At 57.7% G+C, this 15,046-nt stretch carries 15 protein-coding genes; 12 read left to right on the forward strand and 3 right to left on the reverse strand.

Annotation, left to right across the window (positions count from 1 at the left end):
* The first annotated feature begins 5 nt into the window (after positions 1-5).
* The 6 genes from flgA (at position 6) to ACVDG9_RS16625 (ending at position 6,523) form a co-directional block, all read left to right on the forward strand.
* Positions 6-983 (forward strand): flagellar basal body P-ring formation chaperone FlgA, encoded by a 978-nt coding sequence (flgA, locus tag ACVDG9_RS16600; RefSeq protein ID WP_152510266.1) that lies wholly within the window; start codon positions 6-8, stop codon positions 981-983.
* Positions 984-1,733, forward strand: a complete 750-nt coding sequence (gene flgH, locus ACVDG9_RS16605; RefSeq protein ID WP_023000707.1) for a flagellar basal body L-ring protein FlgH — start codon at positions 984-986, stop codon at positions 1,731-1,733. It begins immediately after the preceding gene.
* A 189-nt stretch (positions 1,734-1,922) separates the two neighbouring features.
* The gene (locus ACVDG9_RS16610) at positions 1,923-2,687 is read left to right on the forward strand and encodes an NAD(P)H-dependent oxidoreductase (protein ID WP_447238508.1); all 765 of its coding nucleotides are present in this window, start codon (positions 1,923-1,925) and stop codon (positions 2,685-2,687) included.
* 132 nt (positions 2,688-2,819) lie between these two features.
* The gene (locus ACVDG9_RS16615; RefSeq protein WP_023000705.1) at positions 2,820-3,626 is read left to right on the forward strand and encodes a lytic murein transglycosylase; all 807 of its coding nucleotides are present in this window, start codon (positions 2,820-2,822) and stop codon (positions 3,624-3,626) included.
* Positions 3,627-3,832: 206 nt separating this feature from the next.
* Entirely contained in the window at positions 3,833-5,815 is a 1,983-nt protein-coding gene (locus ACVDG9_RS16620) for a bifunctional 2',3'-cyclic-nucleotide 2'-phosphodiesterase/3'-nucleotidase (RefSeq protein ID WP_447238509.1), read from the forward strand.
* A gap of 102 nt (positions 5,816-5,917) precedes the next feature.
* Positions 5,918-6,523 carry a hypothetical protein gene (locus ACVDG9_RS16625; protein WP_447238510.1) on the forward strand — a complete coding sequence of 202 codons (606 nt, stop codon included), beginning with the start codon at positions 5,918-5,920 and terminating at the stop codon, positions 6,521-6,523.
* Between the two features lie 95 nt (positions 6,524-6,618).
* On the opposite strand, the gene dksA is transcribed toward ACVDG9_RS16625, so the two are convergent.
* The 3 genes from dksA to ACVDG9_RS16640 all read right to left on the reverse strand — a co-directional run bounded on the left by dksA (position 6,619) and on the right by ACVDG9_RS16640 (position 7,973).
* Positions 6,619-7,035, reverse strand: coding sequence for an RNA polymerase-binding protein DksA (gene dksA, locus ACVDG9_RS16630; RefSeq protein WP_006932683.1), 417 nt, complete (start codon positions 7,033-7,035; stop codon positions 6,619-6,621).
* A 165-nt stretch (positions 7,036-7,200) separates the two neighbouring features.
* Positions 7,201-7,620, reverse strand: a complete 420-nt coding sequence (locus ACVDG9_RS16635) for a flagellar assembly protein FliX (RefSeq protein WP_075284324.1) — start codon at positions 7,618-7,620, stop codon at positions 7,201-7,203.
* Between the two features lie 56 nt (positions 7,621-7,676).
* Positions 7,677-7,973: a hypothetical protein gene (locus ACVDG9_RS16640; RefSeq protein WP_139314277.1), complete on the reverse strand. Its 297-nt coding sequence runs from the start codon at positions 7,971-7,973 to the stop codon at positions 7,677-7,679.
* Here ACVDG9_RS16640 and ACVDG9_RS16645 point away from each other — a divergent pair.
* The 6 genes from ACVDG9_RS16645 to ACVDG9_RS16670 all read left to right on the forward strand — a co-directional run bounded on the left by ACVDG9_RS16645 (position 7,954) and on the right by ACVDG9_RS16670 (position 14,848).
* Positions 7,954-9,078 (forward strand): flagellar basal body P-ring protein FlgI, encoded by a 1,125-nt coding sequence (locus ACVDG9_RS16645; RefSeq protein WP_023000701.1) that lies wholly within the window; start codon positions 7,954-7,956, stop codon positions 9,076-9,078. The genes ACVDG9_RS16640 and ACVDG9_RS16645 overlap by 20 nt on opposite strands.
* The gene (locus tag ACVDG9_RS16650) at positions 9,078-9,389 is read left to right on the forward strand and encodes a rod-binding protein (RefSeq protein WP_023000700.1); all 312 of its coding nucleotides are present in this window, start codon (positions 9,078-9,080) and stop codon (positions 9,387-9,389) included. The genes ACVDG9_RS16645 and ACVDG9_RS16650 overlap by 1 nt, the downstream gene beginning before the upstream one ends.
* Positions 9,386-9,880, forward strand: a complete 495-nt coding sequence (locus ACVDG9_RS16655) for a hypothetical protein (protein WP_023000699.1) — start codon at positions 9,386-9,388, stop codon at positions 9,878-9,880. The genes ACVDG9_RS16650 and ACVDG9_RS16655 overlap by 4 nt, the downstream gene beginning before the upstream one ends.
* Positions 9,881-10,154: 274 nt before the next feature.
* Entirely contained in the window at positions 10,155-10,550 is a 396-nt protein-coding gene (locus tag ACVDG9_RS16660) for a hypothetical protein (RefSeq protein WP_062488262.1), read from the forward strand.
* A 626-nt stretch (positions 10,551-11,176) separates the two neighbouring features.
* Positions 11,177-12,673: a flagellin N-terminal helical domain-containing protein gene (locus ACVDG9_RS16665; protein ID WP_023000696.1), complete on the forward strand. Its 1,497-nt coding sequence runs from the start codon at positions 11,177-11,179 to the stop codon at positions 12,671-12,673.
* A 678-nt stretch (positions 12,674-13,351) separates the two neighbouring features.
* Complete coding sequence (locus ACVDG9_RS16670) at positions 13,352-14,848, forward strand: flagellin N-terminal helical domain-containing protein (protein ID WP_023000695.1); 1,497 nt, start codon at positions 13,352-13,354, stop codon at positions 14,846-14,848.
* The last annotated feature ends 198 nt before the right edge of the window (positions 14,849-15,046 follow it).

Consider the following 15,046-nt stretch of genomic DNA (forward strand, 5'->3'; position numbering starts at 1 on the left):
AGACGATGATGAGACATCTGCTGAAAGTCGGGTTGCTGCTGGCGGGCTTGCTTTCCCTGCCTGCCCTGGCGGACGAAAAACCCGTGCTCCGGTCGCAGGTCATGACCCTGTCGGACATCGTGACGGTAGGCGACTTCTATTCCAATGCCGGGCTGCTGGCGTCCAAGCCGCTGTTCCGTTCACCGGATATGGGAACCTCCGGCAATGTGCCCGCGGATGTCGTCGCCGAACGCGCTCGCGCGGCCGGCCTCGAGACGGCAGGCACCGATGGCCTGCGAACCGTCGTCGTCTTTCGCGGGGCAACAAGGCTGAACCGGGACCAGCTTGCCGGCCTTGCCCGCAAGGCTCTGGCAGACCGCAATGCCGGCATTGATCCCGAGCGCCTGGATATCCGCTTGCTGCAGGCACCGGATCAGGTTCTCGCCGATCCCAAGGTACACGATCCGATCCGCATCGACCGGGTAGAATGGTCCCAGTCGAACGGCCGCTTCACCATCCACGCAGCCGTCGCGGTCGAGTTCGGAACCGAGCCTCTGACCCTGACCGGTGTTGCGACGGAAATGGTCGATGTGCTGGTTCTGGTGCAACCCGTGCGCCGGGGCGACATTGTTCGTGAAGAAGACCTGAACATCATTCGCGAAGCCCGCACCAAGGTACCGGCAGGTGCCCTCACCGAAATGGAAGACATTGTCGGCAAGCAGGCCCGCACCACCTTGCGTGCGAATTCGCCCCTGTCCCGAAATGACGTCCAGCGCCCGATCCTGATCGAACGCGGTGAGAAGATCACTGTCACCTATGTCATGCCGGGCATGAAGCTGACTTCACGGGCCCAGGCCATGGATACCGGCGCCAAGGGCGACGTGATCGACGTCATGAACCTGCAGTCGCGGCGCATCGTGCCGGCGACGATTACCTCCCGCGGCCAAGTACGCGTTCACGCCGCCAATCCGATTGTTGCAAGCTTGAACAGCGAGAAAAATTAAATGCTGAGCACCTTTCCCAGACACCTCCTGGCAAGCATCGCCCTTTCCGCCCTCGCCGCGGGTTGCGGCACTGCCGACAAACTCGCGAATGTTGGCCAGCAGCCAGCCCTGAACGCCATTCAGGATCCGACCACCACTCCGGGTTACCGGCCCGTGCAGATGCCCATGCCGGAACCGCAGCAGGCCCATTACAATCCGAATTCGCTGTGGCAGTCCGGCAGCCGCGCCTTCTTCAAGGACCAGCGCGCCAGCCAGGTTGGCGACATCCTGACGGTCGTCGTCACCATCGACGACCAGGCCGAGATCGACAACAAGACCGAGCGGAGCCGGTCTGAGTCCAGCGGTGCCGATGTTGGTGGCGCACTCGGAACGGCAATCGACACTATCTTCCTGCCGGCAAGTTCTGCCGCCAGCGACCTTGCCAACGTCAACAGCAACTCCAGCTTCTCGGGCGACGGCAGCGTTGACCGCAACGAAGTCCTGCAGACCACGGTCGCCGCCGTGGTGACCCAGGTTCTGCCGAACGGCAACATGGTGATCGAAGGCCGTCAGGAAGTTCGTGTGAACTTCGAAGTCCGCGAGCTGATCGTCGCCGGCATCGTCAGACCTGAAGACATTACGTCGGATAACCGCATCGCCAGCGAGCAGATCGCCGAAGCGCGGATCGGATATGGTGGCCGCGGCCAGATTACCGATGTCCAACAGCCACGGGTCGGCAACCAGGTGCTGGATATCCTGCTCCCCTTCTGATCCCCAACCTTTCACAGTCCCCCGGCCGAATCCGGCGACGCGTTCTAGAAGCGCCGCCGGCCCGGCTGATGACGGGCACGATGTCTCGCTCCCCGAGCATCGTGCCCGTTCTCATTTCCAGGCCGGAAAAGACCGTTTAGGGTGTGGCCCGTTACCTGATTTGTCGCTCATTCCGGAAGACCCTACCGCGTGACCACCACCCTCATCGTTCTCGCCCACCCTGCTCAGACTTCCTTCAACGCTGCCTGGGCGCGCGCAACCGAAGCCGCGTGCCGAGCTGAAGGCGATGAGGTGCTTTGGTCAGACCTCTACCAGCTTGGCTTTGATCCGGCGGAGCGCGCAGCGCACTATGTAGAGGAGATCGTCACCGAACCTTATGACGTCCTGAAAACGCAGGAAGCGGCCTCAAAAACCGGGAACCTTCCCGCGGTCATTACGGAAGAAGTCGAGAAGCTGCGCCAGGCGGACCGGATCGTGTTTCATTTTCCGGTCTGGTGGTTCGCCCCACCTGCCATCCTGAAGGGCTGGTGCGAGCGCGTGCTGGCCAACGGCGGCCTGCACGACACTTCCAACCGTTTCGATACCGGCCATTTCAGGAACAAGCCGGTTCTTTTCTGCGTCACGACCGGATCCAAGGCGAGCGAAAGTGCCCACAACGGCAAGGAAGGCGACATTCAGATGCTGCTTTGGCCGCTCGCCTACACACTGCGCTATCTGGGTTTCGATGTTCTGGTTCCCAGGATCGTCCACGGTGTTCACGGTTATCACAAGGGGGCGGCACGGGAAGACCTGGTAACGCGACTTCAAAACGAGATCGAAGGCCATCGGGAGACGATCGCAAGGTTCGCAACGCTGCCGAAGATCAGCTTCAATGCCGACAGCGAATTCGACCGCGCCGGCACCCTTAGCCCGGGTGCGCCATCTCACAGCCACTTCATCCGGCACGACCCCTGATTTTGCGGCAACCGGAAAAGACGAGACCGGATTTGTCCGCCCCCACCCCTCTTTTTCCTGTATCTGCCGGATGACGCTACCGCTTTTTCGGATAGAATGTCGGTAATCTTATATTGGCCCAGCGGGGATTCGATGCGCCTCCTTTCTGCATTCGTCTTTGGTTTTGTTCTTCTGTCCGCACCTTCTGCCTGGAGTGCAAGCTGCGGCAATGGCCCGGGTGGTTTTGAAGCCTGGAAACAGTCGTTCATTGCAAATTCCCAAAGCTACGGCCTTAAGAAAAGGGTCGTTGAATCGTCCCTCAAGAACGTGAAATACAACAAGAAGGTGGTCTCGCTCGACCGGAACCAGAAATCCTTCAAGCTCAGCTTCAACCAGTTCTATGCCAAGCGGGTCAACAACGCGATGATCCGGCGGGGCAAGCAGCTCGGCAAGACCTACGCCCGCATCTTCCGTGGCATCGAAAAGAAATACGGTGTTCCAGCACCTGTACTGCTGGCGATCTGGGGGCTTGAAACCAACTACGGCAGCTTCTCCGGCAACATGCCGGTCCTGCAATCCCTAGCCACGCTGGCCTATGATTGCCGCCGGTCCGATTTCTTCACCGCCGAACTGGTCGCCGCGCTCAAGATCGTGCAGGGCCGTGACATGCAGCCGGCCGAAATGAAGGGTGCCTGGGCCGGCGAACTCGGCCAGACCCAGTTTCTCGCCACCAGCTATGTCCGTTATGCGGTCGATTATGACCGCGACGGCCGCAAGGACCTGATCCGCTCCATTCCGGATGTGTTGGCTTCCACAGCAAATTATCTTGCCCAGAAAGGCTGGCGCCGCGGCCAGGGCTGGGGCCCGGGCACCGCCAATTACAACGTTCTCAAGCAATGGAACAAGGCCAGTGTCTACGTGGAAACGATCTCGGTCATGGCTGGCCAGATCAGCGAGTAGACCCCGCTCGACTCCCCATAAACCTGCTTGACAAAACTGACGATCCGGGCAGCAATTTGCGTCATACGGTTGTAATCCTTGCGGATCAAAACCGTGTGCCGCGGAAACATGCCGCCCGGCGGGCACCGGCAGCTGTCGGTCCGGCACGCACTGTTCCGCAAGGCTGAACAACACCAATCGCCGAGCGACCGAACAGGAGCCATTTCATGTCCAGTATCAAAGACTTTTCGATTTCACGGCGCACCCTTTTGATGGGCGCGGCGGCAACTGGCTTCACGGCAGCTCTGCACCCCTATTCGGTTCTGGCCAAGGAAGGTACGGCTCACCTTCGCCTGATGGAGACCACTGACCTCCATGTCCATGTTTTCCCTTACGACTATTACAGCGACAAACCTGTCGACACCGCCGGCCTCGCCCGAACAGCCACACTGATCCGCGATATCCGGAACGAGGCGACAAACTCGGTTCTGGTCGACAATGGCGACTTTCTGCAAGGCAACCCGATGGGGGACTATGTCGCCTATGAACGCGGCATGAGTGAAGGCGACCTGCACCCAGTCATCAAGGGCATGAACGTCCTTGAATTCGATGCGGCAACACTCGGCAACCACGAATTCAACTACGGTCTGGACTTCATGATGAAGGTGCTGGCCGGGGCCAATTTCCCCGTTGTCTGCGCCAATCTTGTCAAGGGCAGCACGCTGGCCGGCAACCCGCGAGACGACGCCCTTTTCCTGAAGCCCTACGTGATCGTTGAAAAACAGGTCACCGACGGTGCCGGCAAGTCCTATCCGATCAAGATCGGCTTCATCGGCTTCGTGCCACCGCAGATCATGAACTGGGACCGCCGCCACCTGGAAGGCAACGCCAATGCGCGTGACATTATCGAAACCGCCAAGGCCTTCGTTCCGGAAATGCGCGAACAGGGCTGCGACCTTGTAATCGCCCTCTCCCACTCGGGGATTGACGCCAACGATTATTCCGAAGGCATGGAAAACGCCTCCCTGCACCTTGCCGGCGTGGACGGGATCGACGCCGTCTTTACCGGTCACCAGCATCTGGTCTTCCCCGGTCCCCAGTATGAGGGGCTGCCGGGTATCGACAGCGAGAAAGGCACGTTGTTCGGCAAGCCTGCCGCGATGGGCGGTTTCTGGGGATCGCATCTGGGCGTCATCGACCTGATGATCGAGCGCGACGGCAACGGCTGGCGTGTCGCCAATTTCATGACCGAAGCACGCCCGATCTACGAAAAAGAAGGTCGAACCGTAACACCGCTGGTGGAGAGCCAGCAGGATGTACTCGATGCGGTGAAGGAAGATCACGAGGCAACCCTTGCCTATGTCCGCCGCCCCGTCGGCAAGACGTCGGCTCCCTTGCATTCCTATTTCGCCCTCGTGGCCGACGACCCGAGCGTCCAGATCGTTTCAAAGGCGCAGATCTGGTACATCGAACAGATGCTGAAGGGTACGGAATGGGAAGGCCTGCCGGTACTTTCCGCAGCAGCGCCTTTCAAGGCCGGCGGTCGTGGCGGCCCGGACTACTACACCGACGTTCCGGTCGGCGATGTCGCCATCAAGAACGTGGCCGATCTCTACCTGTATCCGAACACCATTCGCGCGGTCGCCATAAAGGGCAGCACGGTGAAGGAATGGCTGGAACGTTCAGCCGGAATTTTCCAGGAAGTCGAGCCGGGCAAGGCCGACCAGACACTGATCAACGCGGAGTTTCCAAGCTATAATTTTGATGTGATCGACGGTGTCACCTATCAGATAGACCTGAGCCAGCCATCGAAATACGACGCGAAAGGCGAGGTCCTCAATCCGGACGCCAGCCGCATCGTGAACCTGGAGTTCAACGGTGCACCGCTTGACCCTGAAGCAACCTTCGTGGTCGCGACCAACAATTACCGTGCAGGTGGCGGTGGCAATTTCCCCGGCATCAGCGACGACGTTGTCGTTTTCATCGGCCCGGACACCAATCGCGACGTCCTGGTGCGTTACATTGTCGAACAGGGCACGATCAACCCGTCGGCAGATGCCAACTGGTCGTTCAAACCGATGCCGGATACCAGCGTCCTGTTCGAAACCGGCCCGGGTGGCACGGAACACGCCGCCTCCGTGGAAGGTGTCCGGATTGAACCGGCAGGTGACGGCACAGGCGGCTTTGCCCGTTACAGGATCACGCTTTGAACGTCAGCACCTATTAACAAGCCCCGTTAGCCAAAATAGCGCCACAAAGAAATACAACCTGAAAGAGTTGTTTTTGTTCATTGTGGATTTTAGGGGCTGAAAATGCGCTATTTTTCTCTCGTTATGCTCGCCAGCATCCACCTGCTGGCGAGTGGCATAGACGCAAACGCTTGTATTACCTTCGCTCAAATGGACTTGAGTGACGTCAAATTTGCCGATGTTGTCGTTGTTGGAAAAATCCGAAACTACAAAATCGTTGAAGACCCCAAAGTCAGAGAAATCCAGAAAAAGCGCTGTGAAAACAAAAATACCGCGGACGACAGATACTGCAAAATGCGGAGCTTTCTTTCTGACTACGCCCAGTTTCAGATCGAAGTGGACACCGTGCTCAAAGGTGAGCCTGATGAGTCAGTTTCCGTGACGTGGGACAATTCGACCTTTGGTGAGCCGATCAGCCTGGGCGAAGAAAACGAGCGTTTTCTGATTGCGCTGAGAGCTGCGAATTCAAACATGCCGCCGTTGCGCGGACCAAGCGCCTTTATCTCCGCGAATCCAAGTCCGGAATTGCTGACGGTCTTGCAGGCGCCTTGCTCCTCCCCATTTATTTTCAAATTCCCCGGCGAAACAGCCTCCAAGGTCAAGGACATTCTGGACGGCAAAGATCCTGGCGACGCCGGAAGTACGACCCCAAGAAGCGGTCTCTATTGACGTTGACAGCATAAAAAAACCTTCCCACGAGGGGAAGGTCTTGAAAGTCGTTACGGATCTGCCGTCTGTGCGGCAAACCGGCCGTTTTCTGGAAATCAGTCGTCGCGATACACTTTTTCCCGACGCTCGTGGGCTTCCTGAGCCTCGATCGACAAAGTCGCGATCGGGCGCGCCTCGAGGCGCCGAAGAGAGATCGGCTCGCCGGTCTCTTCGCAATAGCCATAGCTTCCGTCTGTAATGCGTTCCAAGGCATCATCGATCTTCGAGATCAGTTTCCGCTGACGGTCCCTGGCGCGAAGTTCAATGGACCGATCCGTTTCGGACGACGCACGGTCGGCAAAGTCAGGATGGTTCTGGCTTTCCTCCTGAAGATTGGCGAGGGTTTCCTTGCTTTCCTTCAGGATCTCTTCTTTCCACACAAGCAGCTTGTTCCGAAAGTACTCGCGCTGCCTGTCATTCATGAACGGCTCGTCTTCCGAGGGTCGATATTCAGACTCAATTTCAACCGTCATCGATAGCTCCGGATTACCGTTATGCCGGGCGCAATATATAGGCGGTTCCGCCAGCGGACAACGGTTCATTTGCTAAAAATGGCGTCAAGGAAAGTTTATACCTTTCAAGACGTTGCGTAAATTTTGAACACTAAGCCGACAAATTTTGTCGATTTGTGTGCACGCTCAATCCTGGAATCGGCCGAGCTTTGCAAGCTCGACTTTGACCCGCAATTCGATCTCCTCGAGCACCGAATCAACCTCAGGATCACCACTCGACTGGCGTTTGGAAACCTGCCTGGCGAGCAGCTCCAGCCGGTCCTCCGACACGTGTCCGGCAAGCAGATCCGCCCGCACCGACTCCAGTGTGTCCAGCAGATTGTGCCCGTGCTTGGTAGCGCGGGATCGGCGCTCGGCGCGGTCGTCAACCTCCTGCAGGGCCAGCAAGGCATCCATGCCCTGAATGGACGCTCCGCCCGCGGTCTGGGAAGACTGTGAAACCTCCCCCCCAAGGTCCGGTGCGAACTGGTCGCCGCTTGAAGAAACGCTCTTCTTGGCGCCTCGTCCCTGAACGCCGGAAATGGGTTTATTGCCTGTAATACGCATGATCGATCTTCCAGTCGGACTGACGGCAATTCTGGCGCATGGGGTGGCTCTGCCCGTCAGATTCTGCCGAGAAGGGTAAATGAGTCCTTGGGGGTGAGGCAATATTTGCCGACCAACAGGTACATTTCTTTAACCTCAAGCGACAGTTTTGCGTGGATATGCTCGTGATCATACCAGCAAAGAGCCCGGATTTCCGCCACTTTTATGGAAAGAACCAACGCCTTTGTAAAAAGTGGCACGGCTCTCGCATTGCGCATTTCGAATATATGTATCCCGGCAGCAAAGCCGGAAACACGATGGCGGGCCAGATCGGTAATGCGAAAAATTGGTGAAATGATCTGCGGAGGGTTCAAGCGGCTGGCACTTCTGGGTGCTGCCGCCGCCGTTGCTGCAACAACCTTGCTGGCACCGGTACACGCCGCCTCCCGTATCAAGGATATTGCCGATTTCGAAGGCATTCGCGAAAACCAGCTCATTGGCTACGGCCTCGTGGTCGGCCTGAATGGCACCGGCGACTCGCTCAACAATTCGCCTTTCACGCAGCAGAGCCTGCAGGCCATGCTCGAACGTCTCGGCGTCAACACCCGCAACATCGACCTGAACACCAACACCGTCGCGGCCGTCATGGTGACTGCCAACCTGCCGCCCTTCTCCACACAGGGTACCCGGATCGACGTCAACGTCAGCGCCCTCGGCGATTCAGAATCGCTTCAGGGCGGCACGCTTCTGGTCACACCGCTGGTCGGTGCCGATGGTGAAGTCTACGCTATCGCCCAAGGTTCGATCGCGATCGGCGGCTTTTCGGCTCAGGCGGATGCCGCGTCGGTTGTTCGCGGTGTTCCCACCGCCGGACGGATCGCCAACGGCGGCCTTGTTGAACGCGAACTGGAATTCAAGCTGGCTTCGCTGACCACGCTTCGTCTCGCCCTGCGCAATCCGGATCTGACCACAGCGCGGCGCATCGCGCTCTCCGTCAACGAACTGATCGGCATGCCGACAGCCGAACCGCTTGATCCGGCAACCGTACGCATCGACCTGCCGCAGCAATATGATGGCAACATCGTCGACCTTCTGACGGACATCGAGCAGCTGATCGTCGAACCGGATCTGGCAGCCCGCATCGTCATCGACGAGAACTCCGGCATCATCGTCATGGGACAGGATGTGAAGGTTTCCATGGTCGCCGTTGCCCAGGGCAACCTGACCGTGACGATTGCTGAATCTCCGCAGGTCTCACAGCCGCTGCCTTTCGCAAACGGCCAGACCGCCGTGGTGCCGCGTTCCGACGTCACCGTGGATGAGGAAGGTTCCAAACTCGCCATCGTTCCACAAACCGTCACGCTGAAGCAGCTTGTTGATGGTTTGAACGCTCTCGGGATCGGTCCACGCGACATGATCTCGATCCTGCAGGCCATCAAGGCCGCAGGTGCCCTCCAGGCCGATATCGAGGTGCTGTGATGGCCGAGCTTGTTTCACCGACATCCTTTCAACAAAGCCCGCTGGACACGCTGCGCGGCGTTGACCGGACCAACAAGACGCGGGTTCGCGAGGCCGCCGAAGAGTTTGAGGCCGTTTTCCTGAACACCATGCTCCAGAACATGTTCACCGGCCTTGAAAACGGTGGCACCTGGGGCAAAGGCCACGGGGCGGATGCCTGGCAGAGCCTTCTGGTCGACGAATATGCACGCAACATCGCCCAAACAGGCGGCATCGGCCTTGCCGACAGCGTGGAACGTGAACTGCTCGCATTGCAGGAGGGGTCAAGATGACCGCACAACCCAACGCATCCACCTTTCCGTTTTCCCTTGAGCGGCCTACCAGCCAGCAGGAAGCCGAGCAGTTTTGCTCTGCCTTGTCCGGCACCATGGAAGCCCTCCTGTCCGTGATCGAAATGGAAACCGATCTGGTCAGGGCCGGTAAACTCCGGGAAGCCGGCGAGCTGCAGCCCGACAAGGCCCGGCTGATCCACGAATACACCCGCGGCATGATGACAGCGAAGGAACACGCGGTCGCCCTGGGCAATCTTTCCCCGGCATCCACCCAGTCGCTGCGTCGCCAGCACAGCGAATTCCAGCCGGTTCTGCGCATCAACCTGGCGGTGCTTTCAACGGCAAGAGACGTTGCCAATAACATCGTTGCAACCGTCGCGAAGGTCGCCGGCGCCAAGAATGCCAATGCACCGACCACCTACGGACGAAACGGTTCTGCGCCAACCGGACCGCAATCCGCTCGGGGCATCGCTGTCAATCAGTCGCTGTGATGATTGCTGATAGCTAGCAAGAACCACGCCGGGTATCCTGAAACGAAGAAAAGCTCCCCGCCGGGAGCTTTTCGTGTATTTATCCCCCTCGCGAAACCTGCCCAGAGGTTTCCCCGAACGGCAGGACGGGACTGCGAGAGCGAATCAGGAACAGGCGCAACCGGATAGATCGCAATCCTTAAAAGTCTAATCATTTCGTTAACAGACGATTCATTCCCTTACGTTATCTTTCCAGATTGATCGGGTAAAAGTTGTTAGTCACCCGGAGGAAAAGATGTTGGACACGGGATTGGCCCGGCCGCCATCGCCGACATATACGGCGATTACGCCGGTAGCGCGGGCTCCGGAGCGCAATGCTCCTTCAGTTGAGACGGACCTTCCGGTCGAAGAGACCGTAAGACCTTCTACCGAGACGCAAAACGCACAGCGCAGTGCGAACAACGAGCGCGACCAGCGTTCGTTTGGCGAACGGTTTTCTTCCACGGTCGAACGACAGAACATCATCGACCCGGAATACGACGCCCTGGTCTATGTCGCGACCAACACCGAAACCGGTCAGGTCGTCCGGCAGATACCTGCAGAGACATTGCTTCGTCTGCGGGCGTACAACGAGTCGATAGAAACCCGGCAAACCCAGCCCCAGGCAGAACCGGTTCAACGCGTTATCTGATCAGGCGCAGCCATCCACATACCCTGCCCGTTTCCCAGCGGCGCCCGGCTGTGCTGCGCCCTTGGCAGTCCCCTGCCTGCACGACTTTCCTCAATCCTCTCCCGCAGGTTTGCTGCCCTCCTCCAGCGACGCCTTCAGCTTCGCCCCCACACGGTCTTTGAACTGATCGCTTACAGCCTCCTCACGCCCCCTGACGCTTGCTCTATAAAGCTTGCTGGCAAACCCCACGTGCAATCTGCCTAACGCGTCTTGCCGGCGCATCTGTCTATCGTCCTCGATTTCGACACCTTCACCTGCCTCGTTCCGCACACGAGTTAACAAATCCGTCAGGTTTCAGACAAGCCGACCGCCTTTAGGGGAAATTTGTGCTGCCCGAGCACCTGGCAAGAGGCATCCTTCAAGCTTTCGCTGCGCCTTGTTAAGATCTTTACTCAGCTAAAATTAGTCTTTCAAAACAATATACTCAACTTTTTCTGGCAATGATTTTAGTTGCTCGGCTTAGGGGGCTGTTAAGGTTAATTTACGCTAACCATCTTTGTTTAGAACTTCTTACAAGAAAGCGCCGATAGATGTCCCTCGGACCCAGGAAGGGTCCTCGTATCTTGTACTCCTAGAAAGGACACAAAATGGCCGACATTACTCTGTCGAGCGCGGTTCGCGCGAACCTCAACACCCTTCAGTCCACCGCACAGTTCATGTCGGACGTCCAGAACAAACTGGCGACCGGTAAAAAAGTGAACTCCGCTCTGGACAATCCGAACAGCTTCTTCACGGCTTCCGGCCTGACCTCCCGTGCAAACGACCTGTCCACTCTTCTGGACGACATGGGCCAGTCCACGCAGACCCTGAAGGCAGCCGACCAGGGTATTTCGAGCATCACCAAGCTCGTTGAATCTGCAAAAGCAAAGGCCAACCAGGCCCTGCAGACCCAGAGCCAGTACGAGCGCAAGCAGTTTGCTGCTCAGTACAACGACCTGCTGACGCAGATCGAAGATCTGGCGAAGGACTCCGGTTATAAAGGCAAGAACCTGCTCGCAGGTGAAGGCAACGACCTGAGAACCATCTTCAACGAAGACTCCACTTCGAAGCTCGACATTGAAGCTGTTGACTACACGGACACCGCACTGTCCACCGGTCTGAACCTTTCCGACCTGGCAGAAGGCGAAGGCGCTTCCGCATCCCTGCAGCTGCAGGGCGGCAAGACCGTCATCACCCTGCAGGATTCTGGCGGTTCTGCTCTGAACACTTCCTCCACCCTGTCGGACTCCACTCTGATCTCCACGACCCAGAGCCTGTCCTTCGTCAACGACACTGCCACCAACCCGGCCGTGCTCTCCGGTGGTGTTTCCTCGACGGCTTCCGTTCAGGATCTGGTTGATGGCCTCAACGCCATTGCCGGTGTTCGTGCAGAATTCGACAACGGCACGGGCGAACTGACCATCTACTCCGATGAAGACTTCTACATCGGTGGCAACGGTTCTGCGACCACGAGCTTTGCAGGCACCCTCGTCGACGCGACTGCGTTCTCCTCGACCACGGATGCTCTGATCAACTCCGGTTCCTTCTCTGTTGGCGACACTCTGACGCTGACGGACGGCAACGGCTACGAGCTCGGCTCCTTCGAAGTTGAAGAAGACAGCACGGTTGATGATCTGGAAAACTTCATCAACGACTTCAACGGCGTCTCCGCTGACTTCGACACTGGCTCTGGCCGCATCACCATCACTTCGGAAACCGACTTGTCGCTGACCAGTGACAACGACGACTTTGCAAGCTCCGGCTTCACCGCAAACTCCACCGGTATCGGCATCTCGGCGATCTCCGACAGTGGCTTTGCGACGGATACGGACATCAACCGTACAGTTGACCGGTTGAACACTGCACTGTCGAACCTGAGAACGCAGGCTTCCTCCTTCGGTACCAACCTCTCCATCGTTGAAAACCGTCAGGACTTCACCAAGAACCTGATCAACACGCTGGAAGAAGGTGCTGGCAAGCTGACGCTGGCCGACACCAACGAAGAAGGTGCAAACCTGCTGGCCCTGCAGACTCGCCAGAGCCTGGCTTCTACCTCGCTGTCCTTCGCAGCACAGGCAGACCAGAACGTTCTGCGTCTCTTCTAAGCCAGACATTTCGGTTAGAACGACATTGGAAAGCGGGCCACGGCCCGCTTTTCTTGTTTCCGGATCCTCAAGCGCGTTTCCCGATCCAGCCGTTCGCGCCCGCGGAAAACTTTAAGCGCATCTATATTCGGCCCCACTCCCCAAGCTCACTCCCAAGACACGCCCCCAGCCCGAATCCTCCCCTCTTCACGAACATCGGTTTCAAAGCCTTGCCTGATCCCAATCGTTAAGATTCTGGCTCAGGTGGATATAAACGCAGCTCGGAGCCTGCGCCCATTCATTCAAATTGCCATGGCTGCTCGGGCCCTCTCTCGACGCCAGAGCAAACATGCAAGGCCGGCTTCGGCCTCCATGACGCCTCACATTGATTTTTTTGGAGATTGCCTGTCCCGCCAGAACCCGACGAGGACAAAACCCGCTGAACTCCGGGCTTTGCATCCCTGTCGCGGTAACCTGGCACCCTGCCCTCGCAGTAAAGACACTGGCACTTTTTGGAACCCTGCATCGGCACTTGAAGGCAATCGTCCTGACAGTTCAGACAGGGCGCAAAACGGCGTTAACCTCCTGATAACCCTATTTTTCAAGCGTTTAACCATTGATTAAGGTTAACGCTCGATGATCGGTCCCAACCTGCTCAGGAAGAGCAGTTGAAATTTGACCCAGGAAAGGGATAATTCGATGCGTGACATTACGCTGTCAGCCGCCGTGCGGCAAAACCTCCTCACACTTCAATCCACTGCAGACCTGATGTCGGGCGTCCAGAACAAGCTGGCAACCGGCATGAAGGTGAACTCCGCGCTGGACAATCCGAACAGCTTCTTCACGGCATCCGGACTGAACTCCCGCGCAGGCGATCTCAGCACCCTGCTGGACGATATGGGCCAGTCCCTGCAGACCATCAAAGCCGCGGACAAAGGCATTCAGACCATCACGGATCTGGTTGAAACCGCGAAGGCGAAAGCCAACCAGGCCCTGCAGACACAGAGCCAGTACGAGCGTAAAACCTACGCAGCACAGTACAACGCCCTGCTGGAACAGATCGAAGACGTCGCCAAGGACAGCTCGTACAAAGGCAAGAACCTGCTTGCAGGTGACGGCAACGACCTGACCACCATCTTCAACGAAGATGCGACCTCAAAGCTGACAATTGAAGCGGTCGACTACACCGACACCGCACTGTCCACCGGTCTGAACCTTTCCGACCTCGCAGAAGGCGAAGGTGCAACCTCTTCCCTGCAGCTGCAGGGCGGCAAGACCGTCATCACCCTGCAGGATGCAGGCGGTTCTGCCCTGAACACTTCCTCCACCCTGTCGGACTCCACTCTGATCTCCACGACCCAGAGCCTGTCCTTCGTCAACGACACTGCCACCAACCCGGCCGTGCTCTCCGGTGGTGTTTCCTCGACGGCTTCCGTTCAGGATCTGGTTGATGGCCTCAACGCCATTGCCGGTGTTCGTGCAGAATTCGACAACGGCACGGGCGAACTGACCATCTACTCCGATGAAGACTTCTACATCGGTGGTAACGGTTCTGCGACCACGAGCTTTGCAGGCACCCTCGTCGACGCAACCGCGTTCTCCTCGACCACGGATGCCCTGATCGACTCCGGTTCCTTCGCTGTTGGCGATACTCTGACGCTGACGGACGGTAACGGCTACGAGCTCGGCACCTTCGAAGTTGAAGCAGACAGCACCGTTGATGACCTGGAAAACTTCATCAACGACTTCAACGGCGTCTCGGCCAAGTTCGATGACGGCTCCGGTCGTATCACCATCACGTCGGAAACCGACCTGTCGCTGACCAGTGACAACACGGACTTCAACAGCTCCGGCTTTACCGCGGACACGGATGGCATCGTGATCGAAGCGATCTCAGACAGTGGGTTCGCAACGGATACGAACATCAACCGCGTCATAGACCGGTTGAACACCAGTCTGTCAAACCTGCGGTCCCAGGCTTCTGAATTCGGTACCAACCTCTCGACTGTTGAGATCCGGCAAGACTTCACGAAGACCTTGATCAATACTCTGCAGGAAGGTGCAGGTCTTTTGACCCTGGCCGACACCAACGAGGAAGGTGCAAACCTGCTGGCCCTTCAGACCCGTCAGCAGCTTGCTTCCACCTCTCTGTCCTTCGCCTCCCAGGCGGACCAGACCGTGCTATCCCTCTTCTAATTCAAAGAGAATCAGTCGGACGCACGACTCACAGACAAGCATCAGAAACGGCGGGCCACTGGTCCGCCGTTTTCGTTTACGCCGTGAATTACTGTCTGAACCCGAAATTTTTTATCATTGAGAATCAACATCTTAAAAGAAACCTTTTGGTAACTTTTATTTACGGGACGTTAATACGTGCATCAGTGATTAACTTTC

The organism is Roseibium sp. RP-7 (assembly GCF_053005225.1).

Bases quoted from the DNA above. Each gene is read 5' to 3' on its own strand.
- ACVDG9_RS16655 (WP_023000699.1), top strand. From the start codon at position 9,386: ATGACCGCACAACCCAACGCATCCACCTTTCCGTTTTCCCTTGAGCGG.
- ACVDG9_RS16635 (WP_075284324.1), bottom strand. From the start codon at position 7,620: ATGCGTATTACAGGCAATAAACCCATTTCCGGCGTTCAGGGACGAGGC.
- ACVDG9_RS16615 (WP_023000705.1), top strand. From the start codon at position 2,820: ATGCGCCTCCTTTCTGCATTCGTCTTTGGTTTTGTTCTTCTGTCCGCA.
- ACVDG9_RS16620 (WP_447238509.1), top strand. From the start codon at position 3,833: ATGTCCAGTATCAAAGACTTTTCGATTTCACGGCGCACCCTTTTGATG.
- ACVDG9_RS16660 (WP_062488262.1), top strand. From the start codon at position 10,155: ATGTTGGACACGGGATTGGCCCGGCCGCCATCGCCGACATATACGGCG.
- ACVDG9_RS16625 (WP_447238510.1), top strand. From the start codon at position 5,918: ATGCGCTATTTTTCTCTCGTTATGCTCGCCAGCATCCACCTGCTGGCG.
- dksA (WP_006932683.1), bottom strand. From the start codon at position 7,035: ATGACGGTTGAAATTGAGTCTGAATATCGACCCTCGGAAGACGAGCCG.
- flgH (WP_023000707.1), top strand. From the start codon at position 984: ATGCTGAGCACCTTTCCCAGACACCTCCTGGCAAGCATCGCCCTTTCC.
- ACVDG9_RS16650 (WP_023000700.1), top strand. From the start codon at position 9,078: ATGGCCGAGCTTGTTTCACCGACATCCTTTCAACAAAGCCCGCTGGAC.
- ACVDG9_RS16665 (WP_023000696.1), top strand. From the start codon at position 11,177: ATGGCCGACATTACTCTGTCGAGCGCGGTTCGCGCGAACCTCAACACC.
- ACVDG9_RS16670 (WP_023000695.1), top strand. From the start codon at position 13,352: ATGCGTGACATTACGCTGTCAGCCGCCGTGCGGCAAAACCTCCTCACA.
- ACVDG9_RS16645 (WP_023000701.1), top strand. From the start codon at position 7,954: ATGATCTGCGGAGGGTTCAAGCGGCTGGCACTTCTGGGTGCTGCCGCC.
- flgA (WP_152510266.1), top strand. From the start codon at position 6: ATGATGAGACATCTGCTGAAAGTCGGGTTGCTGCTGGCGGGCTTGCTT.